The organism is uncultured Azonexus sp., from assembly GCF_937982035.1.
Lineage (GTDB): Bacteria > Pseudomonadota > Gammaproteobacteria > Burkholderiales > Rhodocyclaceae > Azonexus.
This window is the reverse complement of record NZ_CALJNI010000008.1, coordinates 136,443-155,842: the sequence shown is the minus strand read 5'-3', so window position 1 is coordinate 155,842 and position 19,400 is coordinate 136,443. Positions and strand designations below refer to the sequence as shown.

Here is a 19,400-nt window from a genome sequence, read left to right as displayed (position 1 = left end):
GAACTTAAACGGGAAGATTCAGGCCGGCAGTTTCAGGCAGACGTGCAGTCCGCCGCGTCCGGATGCACTCAACTTGATTTCACCGCCGTAGGTTTCGGCGATGTCCCGGGCGATGACCAGGCCGAGGCCGCTGCCCTCGACGCTCTCGTCGAATCGCTGGCCGCGTCTCATGCAGGCGAGCAACTGGGTCGGCGACATGCCTGGGCCGTCATCGTCGATATCGACCACCAGATTGCCGGCATCGATGCCGGCACGGATGCAGACCGTGCTGGTCGCCCATTTGCCGGCGTTGTCCAGCAGGTTGCCCAGCATTTCCTCGAAGTCGGTGGCTTCGCCGCGCCAGTGAAGCTCGGGCGGGATCGTTGCCTGCCAGGTCAACTGGCGACCCGCATGCAGACGCTGCATCAGGGCCAGCAGGCTGCTGACGCGCTCGCCGACGGCAATCGCCCGGATGGCACCGGCGCCGCTGCCGGCGCGGGCCAGATGGCGGTCGATCAGCTGGGTCATGTGATTGACTTGTTGCCGGAGCATGGGGTGGTCCTGGATCGTGCTTTCCGCGTGCAGCAGCGTCAGCGGTTTTTTCAGGGCGTGGCTGAGGTCGGCAGCGTGCCCGCGGGCTCTTTCGACGATGCGCGCATTGCGGGCGAGAACGGTATCCAGCTCCCTGGCCAGGGGGTCGAGCTCGGGTCCGTAGCCATCGCCGACGTTGTCGCTGCGGCCCTGACTGACCAGGCCGAGACGTTCGCGCAGGCGATGCAAGGGGCGCAGGCCAAGATGCACCTGCACCGCACTGCTGATCAGGAGCCCGGCGAGCAATGCCATCTGAGTGATGAACAGGGTTCGATCCAACTGGTCGAGTGCCGTCGTGATCTCCCCGGCCGGGCCGTACAGGTGCAGGACGGCGGTCAATCCGTCAATCTCGATCGTCTGGCGGATGCCGATCAGTTGCTGTGCCTGGGGCCCTGGCAAGCCGAGCAGCGTCGAGCCGTCGATGCCGCTTGTCCTGGCCGTGTCGAGTGTGCTGTCCCAGAGCGAGCGCGACGCCAGCAGCGCGTCGGCGTATTCCAGCTGCCAGTACCAGCCGGAGAAAATGCGTCCGAACTCATCGTTGCTCCTGCCGACCCAGCGGATTGCCGTTTCATCGGCGGACCGGAAAAAGCCGGCCTGGATCCGTTCCAGTTTTTCCTCGAGGCGCTGCTGGTGGCTATTGAGCAAGCTGGCCTGAACGCTTTGCCGCAACAGGCTGCCGCCGACGGCGGTAATCAGCAGTGCGGCGAGGGCGCCGAGCGCGAACAGGCGTAGCGCCAGCCCGGCTTGCCAGCGTTGCTCAGTCGCCATCGCCGGCTTCCCTGAGGCAGAAGCCGCGGCCGCGTTCGGTATGGATCAGCGGCAGGCCGAGCTTGCGGCGGATGCGGCCGATCAGGACGTCGACGGTGTTCGAGTCGGGGTCAAGGTCGCGGGCGTAAACATGTTCGCTGATCTCGCTGCGCGTCACCACCCGTCCCTTGCGCTGGATCAGGTAGGCGAGGATGCGCTGTTCCTGGGCGGTCAGCACCAGCGGTGCGCCGTTCAGGGTAAACCGGTCACTGTTGGTATCGTAGTGCAGGGGACCCGCTTCGATATGGGGCACGCTGTGGCCCAGCGCCCGGCGATGCAGGGCGCGCAGGCGCAGGACAACTTCCTCGTGCAGGAAGGGCTTGGTCAGGTAGTCGTCGGCGCCGGCGTCGAAACCGGCCAGCTTGTCGCTCCAGCGGCCGCGTGCGGTGAGGATCAGGACCGGCAGGTGGCGGCCGCTTTCCCGCCAGTGTCGCAGGACCGAAATGCCATCCTGTCCGGGTAGGCCGAGATCGAGGATGGCTGCGTCGTAATCCTCGGTGCAACCGAGGAAGCCAGCCTGCTCGCCGTCGCCGACGATCTCCGCAATCATGCCCGCCTGCGCCAGACTGTCGGCGATGCTCCGGGCGAGTTGGGCGTCGTCCTCGACGACCAGAACCCTCAACGCTCGACCTCCTCGCCGTTGAGCACGGCACCGGTGATGGCGTCGATATCCAGTTCGTAAACCCGGCCGTCGGGCAGGCTCACTTCGATTTCGTAGAAGTAACGGCCATCCTGGTCGTATTCCAGTTCGATCTCCCGGATCACGCCGCGATATCGGGCGGGCAGGCGGTCGAGCAATTCCGGCAGCGGACGCAGGCGCTTGAGCACTTCCTGGCGGTGCCCGCTGTCGCTGAGCAATTCCCCGCTGTTGGCGTCGATGACCAGTTCGCGTAGGCGGCCGTCGTGTTGTATGACCTGGATTTCATAAATCATCCGCTGCGCCGCACCGGGTTTGAGTTCCAGTTCGAGGATGTTGCCTGGATAGCGTGCCAGCAGCTTGCGTAAAGCCTGCGACAAGTTGATCCGGGGTTTGAACGAATTGTCGTCAACCAGGACTTCCTGGCCATTGACCGCGTCGACATAGAGCTTGGCGCGTTGACCGTTCGGCTTGAGCAGGGTGATTTCGTATACCCGGCGCCCACTGCGGTCCCTTTCCAAATCGACATCAAGCACCTTGCCGGCGTGGCGGGCTTGGATATTGCTCAGGATGTCGGACAGCGGTTGCAATTCGCCGGCCTCGACGGCACGACGGATCACGTATTGCTCTTCAGCGGCCAGGGTTGGTGGCAGCAGGGTGATCAGGAACAGGGCAAGGAGATGAGAACGCATGGGGACGTCATGCTGGCAGGATGATCTTAAACGGTTCATGAATTGTAGCGTCAGGATACGTTTAAGCGGCCTTGCCCAGAATCCGCTTCGTCAAAGTTCTTTACGGATTACGGAGTGTCAATGCACCTGGCGGATCAAGTCTTGTTTCCCGTGCGCCAACGCTTGCTGCTGGCAGGGGCAGCGCTCTTGCTGGCCTTGATGTTCTGGGCTGGCCGAACGCTGTTGCCGGGCTGGCAGCTTTTCTGGCAGCAGAACTTCGCTTCGGCGCAACTGCGCGAGGCGGCAGTGTGGCTGCCGGATTTCCAGGTCGACATCGATGCCCTGCCGGTTGCCGCCGACCTGGCCAACTTGTCCGGGCTGACCTTCGATCCCGACCGTCGGACCCTGTTCGCGATTACCAATAGTCATCCGGAAATTCTCGAACTGAATCTGGACGGCCGGGTGCTGCGGCGGATTCCCGTTGCTGGCCTGGAGGATCCGGAAGCCATCGAATATCTTGCGCCGTCCCTTTATGTCGTTGCCGACGAACGCAAGCAGGCCCTGTTTGCGGTGCGCATCGACGCGCAGACCAGCCGCCTGGATTTCTCCGGCATCCCGGAACTGGCCATCGGCATCGGCCGCAACGGCAACAAGGGTTTCGAGGGGCTGGCTTACGATCATCGGCAAGGCCGGCTGTTCGTCGCCAAGGAGCGCGATCCGCGAAAGATATTCGAGGTCGAAGGATTCCCGGCGCTGTCCGGTGCGTCAACGGGCTTGCGCGTCGCCGACGATCCCATGCGCGACGATGCGCTGCCGCTCAAGGACCTGTCGTCACTGCATTTCGACGCCGCCAGCGGGCACCTGCTGGCGCTGTCCGACGAGTCGCGCCAGATCGTCGAACTCGATCGCCAAGGGCGCCCGGTGAGCCGTCTGAGCTTGCGCGGCGGCCGTCACGGTCTGCAGGCGACCGTTCCCCAGGCCGAAGGCATGGCCATGGACGACCAGGGACGCCTTTACGTCGTCAGCGAGCCTAACCTGTTTTATCGCTTTACCCGTCCGTATTCCGCAGGTTCTGGAGGGTGACGGAAAAACCGCCGCCGGGAAGATTTTCGGCCGCCAGGCGGGCGCCGTGCAATTCGGCGATGCGGGCGACGATGGCCAGGCCGAGGCCGTTGCCGTTGCCGGCTGCCTGTCCGGCGCGGAAGAAACGTTCGCCCAGTCGCTCGAGGGCGCTGGCCGGGACGCCGGGGCCGTTGTCGCTGACCTGCAGGTGGCTGGATGTTCCCGATTGTCGGAGCGAAATCCGGATGGTGCTGTCGGACGGGGTGTAACGCAGCGCGTTATCGAGCAGGTTTCTCAGCGCGATGTCCAGCAGGCTGGCATCACCCATGATCGCCCGTGGCGTCTCGGGCAGTTCGACATGTATCCGCGTCGATCCCGGCAGGGCCTGAGCGATGGCGGCAACGCAGTCGTCGATCAGCCGCCTGGGATCGATGGCCTGATTTTCCGGCGGGGCGTTCAGCGGGTCCAGGCGGGCCAGGCGCAACAACTGGTCGATCAGGTGCCCGGCGCGGTCCACCCCGAGCCCGATCTGCTGCAGTGCGCGCTCGCGTGCCGGCGTGTCGCCGCTGAGCAGCGCGACCTGGGCCTGGACCTTGAGCGCGGCCAGCGGGGTGCGCAGTTCATGCGCGGCGTCGGCGGTGAACCGGCGTTCGTTGTCGAGTGTCCGGCCGACGCGCACGAACAGCCGGTTGATGGCCTTGACCAGCGGCTGGGCCTCGGTCGGAATGCGTTGCTCGGGCAGTGCGGCCAGATTGTCCGGGGTACGCGCGCTGACTTCGCCGGCCAGGCGCTCCAGCGGTCGCAGGGCGCGCTTGATCGACAGGTAGATGAACAGGATCAGGACCGGCACGATCAATACCAGCGGCAACAGGGTCTGGATGGCGACTTCCAGCGCCGCCCGGTCGCGCAGGTTGATGGACTGGGCGACCTGAACGCGATACAGGCCGTCGTCGGAAACCGCATTGAGCAAGCGCCAGGATTCATCGTGGCGGATGATGTCGCTGTAGCCTGCAACGCCGAGGATCGGCAGCTCCGGCGCATCCGGCGAGCGCGCGAGGATGCTGCCGTCGCCGCGTCCGATCTGGAATTCCAGCGGTGGCTCGTAAATGTCCTCGGCCCCGCGGACGGTGGCCAGGCGGCCGGCGAGTTCGATCAGGTCGTCCTCGTTGTCGTGGATGATCGCCAGCAGCATGCGGGCGGTTTGCGCCAGGCTGCCGTCCATCAGTTCCTCGGCTTCGTGCTGGGCCTTGGTGTAGCTGAACCAGCCGGTCAGCAGCCAGGTCGTCATGACGACTGCGCCGATCGCGGCGAGCAGGCGCCAGCGCAGCGAATGGATGCGGTCGTGCGAAATCGTCGATGTCATGCGTCGTCGGCCAGTTGGTAACCGAGACCGCGCACCGTCCTGATGAAGTCGGCGCCGAATTTCTTGCGCAGGTGGTGAATGTAGACCTCGACGGTATTGCTGCCGGTTTCGTCGCCCCAGGCATAGAGGCTTTCTTCCAGCTGGCTGCGGCTCCTGATGTGACCGGGTTGGCTGATCAGTGCGTGGAGCAGTGCGTATTCGCGGGCAGATAGCGGGACTTCCTGGCCGTTGAAGCTGACCCGCTTGCTGGCCGGATCCAGGCTGACGCCGCGATGTTCGAGCAACGGCTGGGCCTTGCCGCCAGCACGGCGAAGCAGGGCGCGGATGCGCGCCTGCAGCTCGCCCAAGTCGAAGGGCTTGGTCAGGTAATCGTCGGCGCCGTGGTCGAGTCCGGTGATCTTGTCTTCCGGCGTGTCGCGGGCGGTCAGCAGCAGTACCGGCGTCTGGTCGCCGCGCGAGCGCATCTCGCGCAGCACGGTCAGGCCGTCCTTGCCGGGCAGGCCGAGGTCGAGGACGCAGGCATCGTAGCTGTGGTCGGCCAGTGCCAGCAGCGCCATCTTGCCGTCCTGCACCCAGTCGACCGCGTAGGCCGCAAGCATCAAGCCGGCGCGGATGCCGTCGCCGAGCAGCGCGTCGTCTTCAACCAGCAAAAGTCTCAATTAGCGTACATCCCCGGCTGTTTTTGCGAGTAGGGCACGTGCTTCCTGGCGTCGGCCCTGGTCGGCCAGTTCGCGTCCCGGACGGGCTGGCGCGACGAGGGCCTTTTCCAGGTAGCGGCGGCCTTCGGTAACGCGATCCTGATCGATCAGATACTCGCCGTAAAAGAAATTCGGGTCAATCCCGTCCGGATTGACGGCCAGCGATTTCCGGAACAGTGCTTCGGCCTTCTCCTTGTCGCCGAAGCCGAGCGGCCAGCGCGGCACCTTGGCGTAGAGCGTGGCCAGGCTGGTGTAGGCGGAACCGTTGAGCGATTTCTCGTCGAGCTTCAGGCTCTCTTCAAGCAAGGCCCTGGCTTCCTTGGCCAGCGACAGGCCGCCGAGGCCGCCACGGACACCGGCTTCGCTGGAGACGACGATGGCTTCCCAGATCAGTGCGGCGGCAAGATTCGGATTGGCCTTGGCGACCTGCCTGGCCTGGACGGCGAGTTCGCGATAGAGGTCGGCTTGCCGGTCTTCCGGCTGGCGGTACTTGATTTCTGCCCAACGGTCCTGGATCGGGCGGATCAGGTCGTCGGGGGCGGCCTGGAGCAGCGTCGAAAAACCGACGCCGAGGGCGAAAAACAGGGATTTCAAGCGGGACATGATGGCTCCTTGGGTGTGAGTCTGGGTGTGATTCACGCCTTGGTGGCGTGTTGTCTGATGATGGCGAGCTTGCCGCGGATGCCCCGGTCGACGAGACCGGGCGCGAAACCGTTGAGCCAGGCGAAAAAGCGCTCCGGGAAGCCGATGTGGCCTTCGGCGACATCGTTGGCGAGCATGGCGACGATGTGCCGGGCGACTTGTTCCGGGCTGTCGGTGGCGCTGCCCAGGGCACGGTTCAGCGCGCGCACCGCCGGCGGATTGATTGGCGTGTCGATGGCGCGCGGCGCGACGTGGATGACGCGCACCCGGCTGTCGGCAAGTTCGCGCCGCAGGGCCTGGGAAAAGCCGCGCAGCCCGGCCTTCGCCGCCGAGTAGGCGGTGAAGCCGGCGAAGGGCACGCTGCCGAAGGTCGAGCCGATATTGACCACCGCCGCCTCCGGTTGCTGCGTCAGCCAGGGCAGCAGGGCCTGGGTCAGGCGGATCGGTGCGCCGAGGTTGGTCGCCAGGATGCGTTCGACGTCGTTCCAGTCCTGCTCGGCGAGCAGGCCGAAGCTGGCGACGCCGGCGTTGTTGATCAGGATGTTGGCGCCGAAGCTGCGGGCGGCCTGGACCGTGCTCTCGATGCCGCCGCCGTGCGTCAGGTCGGCTTGCAGCAACTGGTAGTCGCAACCGGCCGGCAGGTCGATGCGAGCCAGCGCCGCCGGGTCGCGGCCGGTCAGCAGCAGGGCGGCACCGGCGTTCGCCAGTTCGCGCGCGAGCACCCGGCCGAGGCCGCCGTTGGCGCCGGTGAGGACGATGCGGGCGCCTTTCAGTTGCATGCTGCGACCTCGACCGGCAGGGCGTGGAAAATGTCGCCGTAGAGCTTGAAGAAGACCTTGGCGGCGTGCAGCACGTCGGCCTGATCTTCCGGCGTCATCAGGTCGAGGATGTTGGCCAGGTGTTGCGTGTGTTCCTGGTCGAGGGTGCCGTGCGAGCGCAGGTAGGAGAAGGCCGCGTCGGGCAGGCCCAGCGCCGCCTGGATGCGGTCGGCGGCGTTCAGCGCGAGGTCGACGCTGGTGCCTTCGAGGACGAAGACCATGCCGAAGAAACCGGCCGGGTTGCCGCGGTTGATCAGGTCGTAGGCGTAGGCGACCATCAGTTCGGCCGGCAGGTCGGGGCGACTGTTGCGCACTGCGTCGGCGTCGCCACCGGCGGCGGCGATGTCGTTGAGGATCCATTCCTCGTGGCCGATTTCCTCCTCGATGTACTCGGCGACGCCGGCGCGCATCCACGCCAGGCGCTCGGGCAGGCGGCCGCCCAGGGTCATCAGCAGCGGCGTCGTGTGGCGCACGTGGTGGTAGGCCTGGGTCAGGAAGGCGAGATAGCTGTCGAGGCTGGCGCGGCCTTGCAGGCATTCGCTGATGATCGGTGCGGAGAGCAGGTAGGCACGGTCGTTTGCGGTTTCGAACTTGAGCGTGTCGTAGAAGGACATCGGGGACTCCTTGGAGGAATGAAGAGCCGCCAGGGCGGCACGGTGATGGTCGATGACGGCTTGCCGGCGTGGCCGGCCGTTGCCGGTGGCCAGCCCGTTGCCCGGGGTGAAGGCGGGGCTGGCGATGAAGTGGGCGATCCGCGCGTAATCCGGCAGGCCGGCGTTGGCGCGGGCGATGGCCTCGCCGAGTGCGCCATCCGGGATGCCGGGCAGCGGCACGACGATGGCGGTGAGCGCCGGCTGACCGTCGCCGGTGACGATCGCCTGGACGATCTGCGGCTGGGCGAGCAGCGCCGCCTCGACCCACTCGGGCGAGACGTTGCGGCCGAACGAGGTGATCAGCAGGTTCTTGCGCCGGCCCTGCAGGTGCAGGTGACCGTTGGCGTCGAAGCTGGCGAGGTCGCCGGTCGGGAAGGCATCGTCGGTGCTTGCGGTCTGCCCGGTGTAGCCGAGGAAGGCGCGGGTGCGCACGGTCAGTTCGCCGTCCTCGATGGCCAGTCGGGCGTGGCCGAGCGGGCGGCCGACGCCGTTGGCGTCGTCGCCGGGGCGGTTGATCGCCAGCACCGAGCCGCCTTCGGTCAGGCCGTAGCCCTGGTAGGCGGGAATGCCGAGGGCGCGCGCACCGGCCAGCAACTCCGGGGCGACGCGGGCGCCGCCGACGGCAACGAAGCGCAGCGTGGCCGACGGCTGGTTGCGCGTGAAACCGAGGTAAGTCGCCCAGGCCTTGAGCAGTTCGGGCACCAGGATCACGCTGCCGGCGCCGGTTTCCCTGACCTTGCGGTCGAGCGCGGCCGGGTCGAAACCCTGCCTACCGGCCCAGCCGAGTTCGGCCAGCGGCGGCAGATGCACCGGCATGCCGCGCAGCAGCGGCGCGTAGACGCCGGCGACGTTTTCCAGCAGCAGGGCCAGCGGCAGGACGGCCAGATGGCGTTCGAGCGGCAGGTCGGCGAGGCGCTCGTGCACCGCACGGGCGGTGTCGAGCAGACCGTCGCGGCTCAGGCAGACGCCTTTGGGGGCGCCGGTGCTGCCCGAGGTGAAGGAAATCTTGGCGGTGCCCGGCGGCAGCGCGACCGGTTCGACCACTCGGCGCATCCAGGTCAGCCCCTGCCAGCGGCCGGTGATGGCGAACCCGAGGTCGAGGGCGCCGATGCGTTCCGGCTGGTCGGTGAGCACGGTATCGGCGCTGGCCTGTTCGAGTGCATTGCGCAGTTGTTCGCCGTGGAAGAAGGCGGGCAATGGCAGATGCACGCGGCCGCCGTCCTGGCAGGCGAGGTCGGCGATGATCCAGGCCGGGCTGTTGTCGGCGAGGACGCCGACGACGCGGCTGCCGGCCAGGCGTTCGCGCAGGTTGAGCAGTTCGGCGACGATCTCGCCGGCATTCCAGCTGCGCTGGCTGTCGCGCAGCAGCGGGGCATCGGCCGGGCGGGCAGCGAGTTCGGCTTGCCAGGAAAAATCAGCCATGGCGCTTCACCATTTCCAGTGCCAGGGCGATGCGGCCGGCGACGACAATCGGCCGGCTGTCGTAGTAGCTGCCCCAGTCGGCGGCATCGGCGCCGAGACGGTCCGGGTCGGCCGGCGCCAGAGCCAGCGGCGGCAGCCCGAGGCGGCGGAAGATGCCGATCAACTCGCTGGTAGCGGTGAAGGCGACCCATTCGTAGCCGAGCCGGTCGAGGTGGCGGGCCAGGTTAAGGATGACATCGACGCTGCCGCCGGGGCGGTCGGCGGCGAGGTTGCCGACTTCGACGATCGCCTCGCGCCGCACCGGCTGGCCGGCGAGGCGGGCGACGGCGGCTTCGATCGGTTCGTCGAGGTAGGTTTCGAGGAACAGGCGGTCCTCGCCGGCGCAGCGCCAGCCGGCAGCCGCGGCGATGCGGCCGGCGTCTTCGAGCAGCATCAGGTTGGGGGCGAAGCTGCGGACCTCAGCGCCGTAGTGGCGGCGGAAGATGTCGGCGATGAAGCTTTCCGCCGCCATCCGTTGCGGCGCGCCGACGACGGTGTGGCGAACCGTCGGCAGCGGCCGGCGGGTCTGGAGAATCTTCTGGATGGCAGCCATCTTGGCCTCCTTGGAGCACGATATGGCACCAAGGATGCGACTGCCAAATTAAAGGAAACTTAAGCCTTTCCTTTTATTGTGATTCTCAGTGGGCGGCTTCCCAGTTCGGCCCGATGCCGACTTCGACCACCAGCGGTACCTTCAGCTGCGCCACCTGGGTCATCAGGCGCGGTAGCTGCGTGCGGATTTCCATCAGCTCGGCGTCCGGCACTTCCAGCACCAGTTCGTCGTGTACCTGCAGGACCAGTTTCGACTGGCGGGCGGTCTGTTCCAGCCAGCCCTGGACGGCGATCATGGCGAGCTTGATCAGGTCGGCTGCGGTGCCCTGCATCGGCGCGTTGATCGCCGCGCGCTCCGCCGCCTGGCGGCGGTTGCCGTTGCTCGAACGGATTTCCGGCAGCCACAGGCGGCGACCGAAGACGGTTTCGACGTAGCCGTGCTCGCGCACCGTCGCCCGCGCTTCTTCCATGTAGCGGGCGACGCCGGGGTAACGGGCGAAGTAGCGGTCGATGTAGGTCTGCGCGGCGCTGCGCTCCAGACCGAGCTGGCGGGCCAGGCCGAAGGCGCTCATGCCGTAGATCAGGCCGAAGTTGATGCTCTTGGCGACGCGCCGTTGATCGGGGCCGACTTCCAGCGGCGTGACGCCGAAGATCTCGGCGGCGGTGGCGCGGTGCACGTCCTCGCCGTGGGCGAAGGCGTCGAGCAGGCGGGCGTCGCCGGAGAGGTGGGCCATGATGCGCAGTTCGATCTGCGAATAGTCGGCCGAGACGATGCTGCTGCCTGCGGGGGCGATGAAGGCGGTGCGGATTTTTCGCCCTTCGTCGGTGCGCACCGGGATGTTCTGCAAGTTGGGTTCGCTGGACGCGAGCCGGCCGGTGACCACCGAGGCCTGCGAGAAGTGCGTATGTACTCTGCCGGTGTCCGGGTTGATCATGCGCGGCAGCTTGTCGGTGTAGGTGCCCTTCAGTTTCGACAGGCTGCGGTGTTCGAGCAGCAGCTTGGGCAGCGGGTAGTCGAGCGCCAGTTCGGAGAGCACTTCCTCGTCGGTGGAGGCGCCGCCGGAGGCGGTTTTCTTCTTCACCGGCAGGCCGAGCTTGCCGAATAGGATTTCGCCCAGTTGCTTGGGCGAAGCCAGGTTGAACGGCTGGCCGGCGAGCTCATAGGCCTGTGCTTCCAGCGCCATGATCTTCTGGCCGATCTCGTGGCTCTGGCGGGCGAGCGTGTCGCCGTCGATCAGGATGCCGGTGCGCTCCATCTGCCAGATGACCTGGCGGGCCGGCAGTTCGATCTCGTGGTAGATGCGGGAGAGGCCCGGCGCCTTGCCGAACTGCGGGTGCAGCACGTCATGAACGCGCAGCGTGACGTCGGCGTCCTCGGCGGCATAGGTGGCGGCGCGTTCGATATCGACCTGGTCGAAGCCGATCTGCTTGGCGCCCTTGCCGCACAGGTCTTCGTAGGCGATCGTGGCAAGGCCGAGGTGGCGGCTGCACAGTTGGCCGAGGTCGTGGCCCTTGTCGGATTCGATCACGTAGCTCTGCAGCATCGTGTCGTGGGCGATGCCGGCCAGCGCGATGCCGTGGTTGGCGAAGACGTGCTGGTCGTACTTGGCGTTCTGCAGCACTTTCCGGCGGTCGGCGTTTTCCAGCCAGGGCTTCAGTTTCGCCAGCACCTCGTCGCGCGGCAACTGCTCGGCGACGCCGGGGCCGTTGTGGGCGAGCGGGATGTAGCAGGCCTCGCCGGGCGTCACCGACAGCGAGATGCCGACGATGCGCGCGGCGAAGCTGTCGAGGCTGGTGGTTTCGGTGTCGAGCGCGGTCAACGAGGCGGTTTCGATCTTTTGCAGCCAGTGCTCGAACTGTTCCCAGGTGAACACGGTTTCGTAGCGGACCTCGCTCGGTGCGGCCGGCGGCGCGGCGGTTTCTTCGCTGGCCGACGGCGCATCGTTGTCGAGTTCGCGCGTCCAGGTGCGGAAGTTGTAGCGCGTGTACAACTCGCGCAGCGTGTCGCGGTCGCGCGCCGTGGCGGTCAACGCCGTCGGCGCCGGCAAATCGGGCAGGTCGCAGACGACGGTGACGAGCTTCTTGCCGAGCGGCAGGAAGTCGAGGTGGTCGCGCAGGTTCTGGCCGACCACGCCGCTGATCTTGTCGGCGTTGGCGACGATGGCGTCGAGCGAGCCGTATTGCGTCAGCCATTTGACGGCGGTCTTCGGTCCGCATTTGGCGACGCCGGGAACGCCGTCGACAGTGTCGCCGACCAGCGCCAGGTAATCGACGATCAGCGAGGGCGGGACGCCGAACTTGGCTTCGACGCCGGTCGTGTCGAGCATTTCCTCGCTCATCGTGTTGTACCAGCGGACATGCGGACCGACCAGTTGGGTCAGGTCCTTGTCGCCGGTGGAAATCAGCGTGTCGATGCCGTCGGCGGCAGCTTTCGTCGCCAGCGTGCCGATCACGTCGTCGGCTTCGACGCCGTCGATGCACAGCACCGGCCAGCCGGCGGCGGCGATGGCGGCGTGGATCGGCTCGATCTGGGCGCGCAGGTCGTCGGGCATCGGCGGACGATGTGCCTTGTACTCGGGATACCAGTCGTCGCGGAAGGTCTTGCCCTTGGCGTCGAAGACGACGGCCTTGTAGTCCGCCTTGTGGTCGCTTTCCAGACGACGTAGCATGTTCAAAACCCCGTACAGCGCGCCAGTCGGCTCGCCGGCCGGATTCCGCAGGTCGGGCAGGGCGTGATAGGCGCGGTACAGATAGGACGAACCGTCCACCAACAACAAGAGAGGCATGGCAATGACCGAGAGCGAAAAACTGGTGATGGGCATCGAGACCGAGGCACTGCTGAAAAGCGCGACAGCCCGCGAATCCTGGCGGATTTTCGGCATTATGTCAGAGTTCGTCGAAGCTACCGACCGCCTGGCGGCGATCAAGCCGGCGGTGACGATCTTCGGTTCGGCCCGGGTCAAGGAAGGCACCCCTTATTACGAATTGACCGAACGCGTTGCGCGTTTGCTGTCCGATTCCGGCTTCTCGGTGATCTCCGGCGGCGGCCCCGGCATCATGGAAGCGGCCAACAAGGGCGCCTTCCACGGCAAGTCGCCGTCGGTCGGCCTCAACATCCAGCTGCCGCACGAACAGCAGAGCAACCCCTATCAGGACATCTCGCAGACTTTCCGCCACTTCTTCGCACGCAAGTACATGTTCGTCCGCTTCGCCAGCGCCTATGTCGTCATGCCCGGCGGCTTCGGCACGCTCGACGAACTGATGGAAGCGCTGACCCTGATCCAGACCGGCAAGGCGCGCAAGATGCCGATCATCCTGGTCTGTTCCGATTTCTGGAAGGGCCTGGTCGACTGGTTCAAGGACACGCTGGTGCGCGAGAAGATGATCGACGCCGAGGACATGCACCTGATCCAGATCATCGATGAGCCGGAAAAGGTGGTCGAGGCCATCTTCAAGCATTACGAAGCGCGGCCGTTCAGCCCGCTGCCGAACGAGCGGGAGATGATGCTCAACCTGTAATAAAATGGCAGCGAACCCGAAAGGAAACATCATGCGCCGTCTCTTACCGATCCTGCTGCTTGCCGCGCTGCCCGCCTGGGGCCAGCAGGGCGATCTGCAGCCCCTGCCCGCCGTACCGCCGCCTCCGCCGGAAATGGAGCCGTTCGATGCTGCGCTCGAACCGCAGGTGACCATCGTCCGCAATGCCAAGGAAACCCGCGAGGAATTCCGCATCAACGGCAAGCTGTACATGATCCGGGTCACCCCGGCCGTCGGCAAACCCTATTATCTGGTCGACCGTCAGGGCGACGGGGTGATGCTGGAAAGCGACGTCAATCCCAATCCGGTGCGCCCGCCGATGTGGGTCATTCACAGCTGGTAAGCCTTGTCCGTCTATACCACGGTCGGGCGCGCCGAACTCGCCGCCTGGCTGGCGCCGCTGGAGCTGGGCGCGCTGCTTGATCACGCCGGCATCGCCGCCGGCATGCAGAACTCCAATTACTTCGTGACCACCGACGGCGGTCGTTTCGTGCTGACCCTGTTCGAGGCCACGGACCCGGCTGCGCTCGATTTCTACCTGCGCCTGCAGGCGCATCTGGCCGATGCCGGTCTGCCCTGTCCGCGTCCGGCGGTCGATGCCGCCGGTCGTTTGTGGCGCCCGCTGTGCGGCAAGCCGGCGGCCCTGCTCAGCTGCCTGCCCGGACAATCGATTGAAACGCCTGAGGCCGAACATTGCCGCGTGGTCGGGGCGACGCTGGCCCGTCTGCATCTGGCCGCGGCCGGGCTGAGCGAGGCGCCGGCCAATCCTTGCGGCGCCGCCTGGCGGCAGACGGTCGGTGAGCGCCTGCTGCCGCTGCTGCCGGCTGATGAAGCCGCCTTGCTGGCCGACGAACTGGCCTTCCAGGCCGGCCAGGACTGGTCATCGTTGCCGCAGGGCGTGATCCACGCCGACCTGTTTCGCGACAACGTGCTGTGGCAGGACGACGCGCGTCTGGGTGGCCTGCTCGATTTCTACTTTGCCGGGGTCGACGCCTGGCTGTTCGATCTGGCCGTCGTTGCCAACGACTGGTGCCCGGATGACGGACGGCTGGCGGCTTTGGTTGACGGTTACACCGGCGTTCGCCCATTGACTGCCGACGAGCGTGCCGCCTGGCCGGCGGTGCGACGGGCAGCTGCCCTGCGTTTCTGGTTGCTGCGACTGGAAGCGCGGCACATGCCGCGGGCCGGCGAAGTGGTCACGGTCAAGGATCCCGGCGACTTCCGCCGCCTGCTGGATCAATTCCGCCTTGCCCCGGCGGCGCTCCCCGGCTAGCATCCGCGCATGAGCGAAACTCCCCAATTCCCGATGGCCCCCGCAGCCTTCGACGGCGAAAGCCGCGAGGTCGATGCCGGCGCCTGCTTCGACTGGCTGGCCCAGGGCTGGGCCATGTTCATCGCCCATCCCGGCATCTGGCTGGGCAGCAGCGTCTTGCTGCTGGTCATTTTGATGGCCATTTCCATCGTCCCGATCTTCGGACAGGTCGCCGCCCACCTGCTGGTGCCTCTGTTCGGCGCCGGCATGCTGCAAATCTGCCGGACCGTCGCCAACGACGGCGAGCCGCAGATCGGTGAGTTGTTTGCCGGTTTCCGCCAGCATGCCGGACAACTGGTGATGGTCGGCGTGTTCTTCGCCATCGGCGTGTTCGGCATTGCCCTGCTGGCCTTCCTGCTGATCGGCGGCGGCGTGCTCGGCGGCGCCATCACCGGGCGGGTCGGCGGCATCGGCATTGCCTTCGGCGGCTTCCTGCTAGCCGTCCTGCTGGTGCTGCTGCTGTCGGTGCCGGTCATCATGGCCACCTGGTTCGCACCGGCGCTGGTGTACTTTCACGGCATGCAGCCGCTGGCGGCGATGAAGGCGAGTTTTGCCGCCGGCGCCAGGAACTGGCTGCCGATGATCATTTTCGGCATCTTCCTGATGGTCGCCGGGTTCTTCGCCATGCTGCCGGTCGGCCTGGGGCTCCTGTTGTTGCTGCCGGTGTTTTCGGCGGCGGTTTACGCGTCGTATCGCGACATCTTCACGGGAGCCTGAGCGATGCGCGCAGTCAATCTGCCGGCGCGCGCCGGCTGGCAGTGGGTTAGCGGCGGTTTCGCCATCTACCGGCGCAATCCGCCCGTGCTGTCGATCCTGGTCATCAGCTACTGGTTCGTCGTCGTCTTTCTCAACCTGTTTCCCTTCATTGGCGCGCTGGCGGCTTCGGCGGTCATTCCCGGCCTGTCGGTGGGGCTGATGCAGGCGGCGCGCAACATCGAGCGTGGCCAGTCGGCTAGCATCCAGACCCTGTTCAGCGGCTTTCGCGACAACGTGCGCACGCTGATCGCCCTCGGCGTCCTTTATCTGGTGGCGACGCTGGCGGTACTCGGGCTGTCGACGATTGCCGACGGCGGCGACCTGCTGCGCTACATGCTGGCCAGCAGCCGGGCCGAACGGGCCTTGCTCGAAGAAGCGGATTTCACGCTGTCGGCGATGGTGGTGGCGATTTTCATGGTGCCGGTGCTGATGGCCTGGTGGTTTGCGCCGGTGCTGGCGGCCTGGCATCGGCAGCCGCTGGGCAAGGCGCTGTTCTTCAGTTTTGTCGCCTGTGCGATGAACTGGCGGCCTTTCCTGGTTTACGCCGTCGGCTTGATGCTGGTTGCCGTGGTTCTGCCCGGCCTCGTCCTCGGCCTGTTGCTGATCGCCCTGCCGGCGCTGCAGGGCTTTGCCACGCTGGTGGTGATGGTGACCATGGGCCTGGTCGTGGCGCCGACCGTATTTGCCAGCTTCTATGTCGGCTATCGCGACATCTTCGGCATTTCCGAAATTGTCTGACCCGCTCGGGATCTTCGGCGGCACCTTCGACCCGGTCCATTACGGGCATCTGCGTCTGGCCGAGGAATCGATGGCCCATCTCGGGCTGGGCGGCGTGCGCTGGATTCCCGCCGGTAATCCGCCGCATCGCGACACACCGCAGGTGACCGCCGCCCAGCGCCTGGCCATGGTGCGGACGGCGACGCAAGACAATCCGCGTTTCTCGGTCGATCCGGCCGAGGTCGAGAGTCAGGCGCCGAGTTATACCGTGCAGACGCTGGAACGTCTGCGCGAGGAACTGGGCGCGCAGCAGTCGCTGGTCCTGCTGGTCGGTGCCGATGCCTTCGCCGGGCTGGCGAGCTGGCACCGGTGGACCGAAATTCTCGACCTGGTCCATGTCGCGGTATCGCATCGCCCGGGTTTTCCGGTCGAAGCGGCGAGCTTGCCGGCGGCATTGTCGGCGCAGTTTTCCCGCCGGCGCGTGCTCGACGTCGCCGCGCTAAAAGCCTTGCCGGGTGGGGCAATCGTCACTTTTGCCATGACCCAGCTGGCGATTTCGGCGACCCAGATCCGCAAGCTGCTGGCCAACGACCTGTCGGCGCGTTATTTGCTGCCGGATAGCGTTCTCGACTATATTTCGTCCCATTCCCTTTACAGAAACCCCTGATGGACATACGCAAGCTGCAAAAAATCGTCGTTTCCGCCCTTGAAGATATCAAGGGCAAGGATATCGAAGTCATCAACACCACCAAGCTGACCTCGATGTTCGACCGGGTCGTGATCGCCACCGGCGATTCCAACCGGCAGGTCAAGGCACTGGCCAACAACGTGGTCGAGAAGGTCAAGGAAGCCGGCGGGGAAATCATCTCGACCGAAGGGGAAGACGGGGGCGAATGGGTGCTGGTCGATATCGGTGACCTGGTCGTGCACGTCATGCAACCGACCGTCCGCGCCTACTACAACCTCGAAGAGCTCTGGCAGGCCACCCCGGCCCAGCGCCGCAAGCTGGCGGAGCAGGCCACCGGCGAATGAAGCTGCTCGTCGTCGCCGTCGGCCATCGTCAGCCGGCCTGGGTCGACGACGGCTGCGCCGAATACCTCAAGCGCATGCCGCGCGAAGCCGCGGCCAGCGTGGTCGAGATCAAGCCCGAGCCGCGCGGCTCGAAAACCCGCGAACAGTTGCTGGCGGCCGAGAAGTCGCGCATCGACGAGGCCTTGCCGTCGTCGTGCCGGCTGGTCGTGCTCGACGAGAAGGGCGACGACCTGACTACGCTCAAGCTGTCCCGACGCCTTGAGGCCTGGATGCAGGACGGTCGCGACGTCGCGTTGCTGATTGGCGGCGCCGACGGCATCGACGAGGCGCTCAAGCAGCGCGCCGCCGAGAAGATCCGCCTGTCCAGCCTGACCCTGCCGCACGGCATGGCGCGCCTGCTGTTGTGCGAACAGTTGTACCGGGCGGTCAGCGTCTTGAAGAACCACCCTTATCACCGGGAAGGATGATGCGCATCTATCTTGCTTCACGCAGCCCGCGCCGCCGCGAATTGCTGCATCAGATCGGCGTCGATTTCGAAACCCTGATCGCCGAAGTCGAAGTCGACGAAACGCCGCTGGCCGGCGAAGCGCCGGCCGTCTACGTCGAACGGGTGACCCGTGCCAAGGCGGCGCAGGGCCTGCAGATCATCCACGAGCGCCGGCTGATCGCGCATCCGGTGCTGGCGGCCGACACCACCCTCGAATTCAACGGCGAGATCATCGGCAAGCCGGTCGATGCCGCCGACGCGCAGGCCATCCTGCAACGCCTGTCCGGCCAGGTCCATCGCGTCATCACCGGGGTGGCGGTGTGCGACGAGCAGCGCTGTGCCTACGTGCAGTCGATCAGCGAAGTCCGCTTCCGCGCCATCGACGAGGACGAAATCCGGCATTACGTGCTTTCCGGCGAACCGATGGACAAGGCCGGCGCCTATGGCATCCAGGGTAAAGCGGGACTGTTCGTCGCCCATATTGCCGGCAGCTATACCGGCATCATGGGCTTGCCGGTGTGCGAGACCGGCGAACTGCTCAAGGCGTTCGGCTGGCGTTTCTGAGCGCGGGATCGAGCCAGTCGAGAATCCGCCTCGCTGCCTGAATCGCCCCCTGCGGGAGCGGTAACGGCGGGGTCGGGGTGTTCAGCAGGCGGGTCAGTTCCTCGTCGAATTCACCTGCGTGCAGGCGCTCGGCGGGGAGTTCCCGGCAGCGGCCGTGGGTCTGCAGCCAGTCGATCAGATAATCCTGCTCCGGCCAGTTGTCCCGGCGCAGGTAGAGCACCGGCGTACCATTGCAGGCGGCTTCGGCGAACGTGCCGTAGCCGGGCTTGGTGATCACCGCGTCGACCGAGGTCAGCAGGTCGGTGAAACTCAGTCCCAGGTGTTCGAAGGCGATGGCGTCGGGATGCCGGCATTGCCAGTCGGCGGGGACCAGCCAGCGGGTGCCGGGAAATCGTGGCCAGCGTTCGACCGGCAGGCGGTGCGCGAAGCCGCCGAGGGCGATCAGGATGTTGCGTCCTTCACCCAATCCGAGCTCGTGCCGTGTTCCGCATGCGGCAATGGGGGCGATCGCTTCGCCCTTGTCCAGTTTGGGCATCGGCATGCCCGGCATCGGGCGCAGGAAAACGTCGGCGTCGCGGTAGGCGGCGAGGATCTGGGCATGGATGGCCGCAGACCAGGGCTCGCCGGCAAAAAAGTGTTCGAACAGGTCGGCCCAGTTGAGCGGACAGATCGCCAAGGCCGGGATGCCGGCCCGTTTGGCACCGGCCAGCGGCAGGTAGGCGACGTTGCTCAACACGGCATCCGGGGCCAGTGTGCGCAGAAATTCGGTTTCCTCCGCAACGCGCTGCGACCATTCGGCGTGGGCGGCCCGATAGGCGTGGGTGCTGGCCTCCCGGTCGACGGCCAGGGCGTCATGCATGATGAAGCCGAAATCGCTGGCGGCTTCGATCAGTTCGAATGGCGCGGCGATCCGTTCGCGCAATTTGCTCGTCGGCAGCCGGCTGCGCACGGTGATGCGCAAGCCGGGCGCGAGTATCGCCAGGGCGTTCAGGACCGGCGCGCTGATCGCCAGATGGCCGAGGCCGTGAGCCGAGATGTCGGTGAATAGATGCATGCCGTGG

General features: G+C 66.2%; 21 protein-coding genes. 10 read left to right on the top strand and 11 right to left on the bottom strand.

Annotated features, from left to right (window positions below; translation table 11 throughout):
• Window positions 1-18: 18 nt before the first annotated feature.
• The 3 genes from Q0799_RS06700 to Q0799_RS06690 are packed head-to-tail and all read right to left on the bottom strand — an operon-like array spanning window position 19 to window position 2,706.
• Window positions 19-1,338 (bottom strand): sensor histidine kinase, encoded by a 1,320-nt coding sequence (locus tag Q0799_RS06700; protein WP_298396049.1) that lies wholly within the window; start codon window positions 1,336-1,338, stop codon window positions 19-21.
• Entirely contained in the window at window positions 1,328-1,999 is a 672-nt protein-coding gene (locus Q0799_RS06695) for a response regulator transcription factor (RefSeq protein WP_298396046.1), read from the bottom strand. Before Q0799_RS06695 ends, Q0799_RS06700 begins: the two co-directional genes overlap by 11 nt.
• Window positions 1,996-2,706 carry a PepSY domain-containing protein gene (locus tag Q0799_RS06690; RefSeq protein ID WP_298396044.1) on the bottom strand — a complete coding sequence of 237 codons (711 nt, stop codon included), beginning with the start codon at window positions 2,704-2,706 and terminating at the stop codon, window positions 1,996-1,998. Before Q0799_RS06690 ends, Q0799_RS06695 begins: the two co-directional genes overlap by 4 nt.
• A gap of 120 nt (window positions 2,707-2,826) precedes the next feature.
• Here Q0799_RS06690 and Q0799_RS06685 point away from each other — a divergent pair, with 120 nt between their 5' ends.
• The gene (locus Q0799_RS06685) at window positions 2,827-3,768 is read left to right on the top strand and encodes an SdiA-regulated domain-containing protein (RefSeq protein WP_298396041.1); all 942 of its coding nucleotides are present in this window, start codon (window positions 2,827-2,829) and stop codon (window positions 3,766-3,768) included.
• Here the strand turns inward: Q0799_RS06685 and Q0799_RS06680 are convergent.
• The 7 genes from Q0799_RS06680 to polA all read right to left on the bottom strand — a co-directional run bounded on the left by Q0799_RS06680 (window position 3,734) and on the right by polA (window position 12,720).
• Window positions 3,734-5,110, bottom strand: coding sequence for an ATP-binding protein (locus tag Q0799_RS06680; RefSeq protein ID WP_298396038.1), 1,377 nt, complete (start codon window positions 5,108-5,110; stop codon window positions 3,734-3,736). The genes Q0799_RS06685 and Q0799_RS06680 overlap by 35 nt on opposite strands.
• Window positions 5,107-5,769, bottom strand: coding sequence for a response regulator transcription factor (locus tag Q0799_RS06675; RefSeq protein WP_298396035.1), 663 nt, complete (start codon window positions 5,767-5,769; stop codon window positions 5,107-5,109). The genes Q0799_RS06680 and Q0799_RS06675 overlap by 4 nt, the downstream gene beginning before the upstream one ends.
• Window positions 5,770-6,411, bottom strand: coding sequence for a TRAP transporter TatT component family protein (locus tag Q0799_RS06670; RefSeq protein WP_298396032.1), 642 nt, complete (start codon window positions 6,409-6,411; stop codon window positions 5,770-5,772).
• Between the two features lie 32 nt (window positions 6,412-6,443).
• A complete protein-coding gene (locus Q0799_RS06665; protein ID WP_298396029.1) occupies window positions 6,444-7,229 on the bottom strand; it encodes an SDR family oxidoreductase in 786 nt (261 codons plus the stop codon).
• Window positions 7,220-9,343 carry an AMP-binding protein gene (locus Q0799_RS06660; protein WP_298396027.1) on the bottom strand — a complete coding sequence of 708 codons (2,124 nt, stop codon included), beginning with the start codon at window positions 9,341-9,343 and terminating at the stop codon, window positions 7,220-7,222. The genes Q0799_RS06665 and Q0799_RS06660 overlap by 10 nt, the downstream gene beginning before the upstream one ends.
• The gene (locus tag Q0799_RS06655) at window positions 9,336-9,935 is read right to left on the bottom strand and encodes a thermostable hemolysin (protein ID WP_298396024.1); all 600 of its coding nucleotides are present in this window, start codon (window positions 9,933-9,935) and stop codon (window positions 9,336-9,338) included. The genes Q0799_RS06660 and Q0799_RS06655 overlap by 8 nt, the downstream gene beginning before the upstream one ends.
• 85 nt (window positions 9,936-10,020) lie before the next feature.
• Window positions 10,021-12,720 carry a DNA polymerase I gene (gene polA / locus Q0799_RS06650; RefSeq protein WP_298396021.1) on the bottom strand — a complete coding sequence of 900 codons (2,700 nt, stop codon included), beginning with the start codon at window positions 12,718-12,720 and terminating at the stop codon, window positions 10,021-10,023.
• Between the two features lie 28 nt (window positions 12,721-12,748).
• On the opposite strand from polA, the gene Q0799_RS06645 reads away from it, so the two are divergent.
• Genes Q0799_RS06645 through Q0799_RS06605 form a run of 9 tightly spaced genes read left to right on the top strand, consistent with a single transcriptional unit; the run spans window position 12,749 to window position 18,339 of the window.
• Window positions 12,749-13,453 carry a TIGR00730 family Rossman fold protein gene (locus tag Q0799_RS06645; RefSeq protein ID WP_298396459.1) on the top strand — a complete coding sequence of 235 codons (705 nt, stop codon included), beginning with the start codon at window positions 12,749-12,751 and terminating at the stop codon, window positions 13,451-13,453.
• A gap of 31 nt (window positions 13,454-13,484) precedes the next feature.
• A complete protein-coding gene (locus Q0799_RS06640) occupies window positions 13,485-13,814 on the top strand; it encodes a DUF2782 domain-containing protein (protein ID WP_298396018.1) in 330 nt (109 codons plus the stop codon).
• 3 nt (window positions 13,815-13,817) lie between these two features.
• On the top strand, window positions 13,818-14,744 hold the full coding sequence (locus tag Q0799_RS06635; RefSeq protein ID WP_298396015.1) for a homoserine kinase: 927 nt from the start codon (window positions 13,818-13,820) through the stop codon (window positions 14,742-14,744).
• A gap of 9 nt (window positions 14,745-14,753) precedes the next feature.
• Window positions 14,754-15,500: a BPSS1780 family membrane protein gene (locus tag Q0799_RS06630; RefSeq protein WP_298396012.1), complete on the top strand. Its 747-nt coding sequence runs from the start codon at window positions 14,754-14,756 to the stop codon at window positions 15,498-15,500.
• A 3-nt stretch (window positions 15,501-15,503) separates the two neighbouring features.
• A complete protein-coding gene (locus Q0799_RS06625) occupies window positions 15,504-16,277 on the top strand; it encodes a BPSS1780 family membrane protein (RefSeq protein ID WP_298396009.1) in 774 nt (257 codons plus the stop codon).
• Window positions 16,270-16,923, top strand: a complete 654-nt coding sequence (nadD, locus tag Q0799_RS06620) for a nicotinate-nucleotide adenylyltransferase (protein ID WP_298396007.1) — start codon at window positions 16,270-16,272, stop codon at window positions 16,921-16,923. The genes Q0799_RS06625 and nadD overlap by 8 nt, the downstream gene beginning before the upstream one ends.
• Window positions 16,923-17,288, top strand: a complete 366-nt coding sequence (gene rsfS, locus Q0799_RS06615) for a ribosome silencing factor (RefSeq protein ID WP_028994082.1) — start codon at window positions 16,923-16,925, stop codon at window positions 17,286-17,288. Before nadD ends, rsfS begins: the two co-directional genes overlap by 1 nt.
• Window positions 17,285-17,755, top strand: coding sequence for a 23S rRNA (pseudouridine(1915)-N(3))-methyltransferase RlmH (gene rlmH, locus Q0799_RS06610; protein ID WP_298396003.1), 471 nt, complete (start codon window positions 17,285-17,287; stop codon window positions 17,753-17,755). The genes rsfS and rlmH overlap by 4 nt, the downstream gene beginning before the upstream one ends.
• On the top strand, window positions 17,755-18,339 hold the full coding sequence (locus Q0799_RS06605; protein ID WP_298396001.1) for a nucleoside triphosphate pyrophosphatase: 585 nt from the start codon (window positions 17,755-17,757) through the stop codon (window positions 18,337-18,339). Before rlmH ends, Q0799_RS06605 begins: the two co-directional genes overlap by 1 nt.
• Here the strand turns inward: Q0799_RS06605 and Q0799_RS06600 are convergent.
• Entirely contained in the window at window positions 18,314-19,393 is a 1,080-nt protein-coding gene (locus Q0799_RS06600) for a hypothetical protein (protein WP_298395998.1), read from the bottom strand. The two genes, Q0799_RS06605 and Q0799_RS06600, sit on opposite strands and share 26 nt — an antisense overlap.
• Window positions 19,394-19,400: the final 7 nt, after the last annotated feature.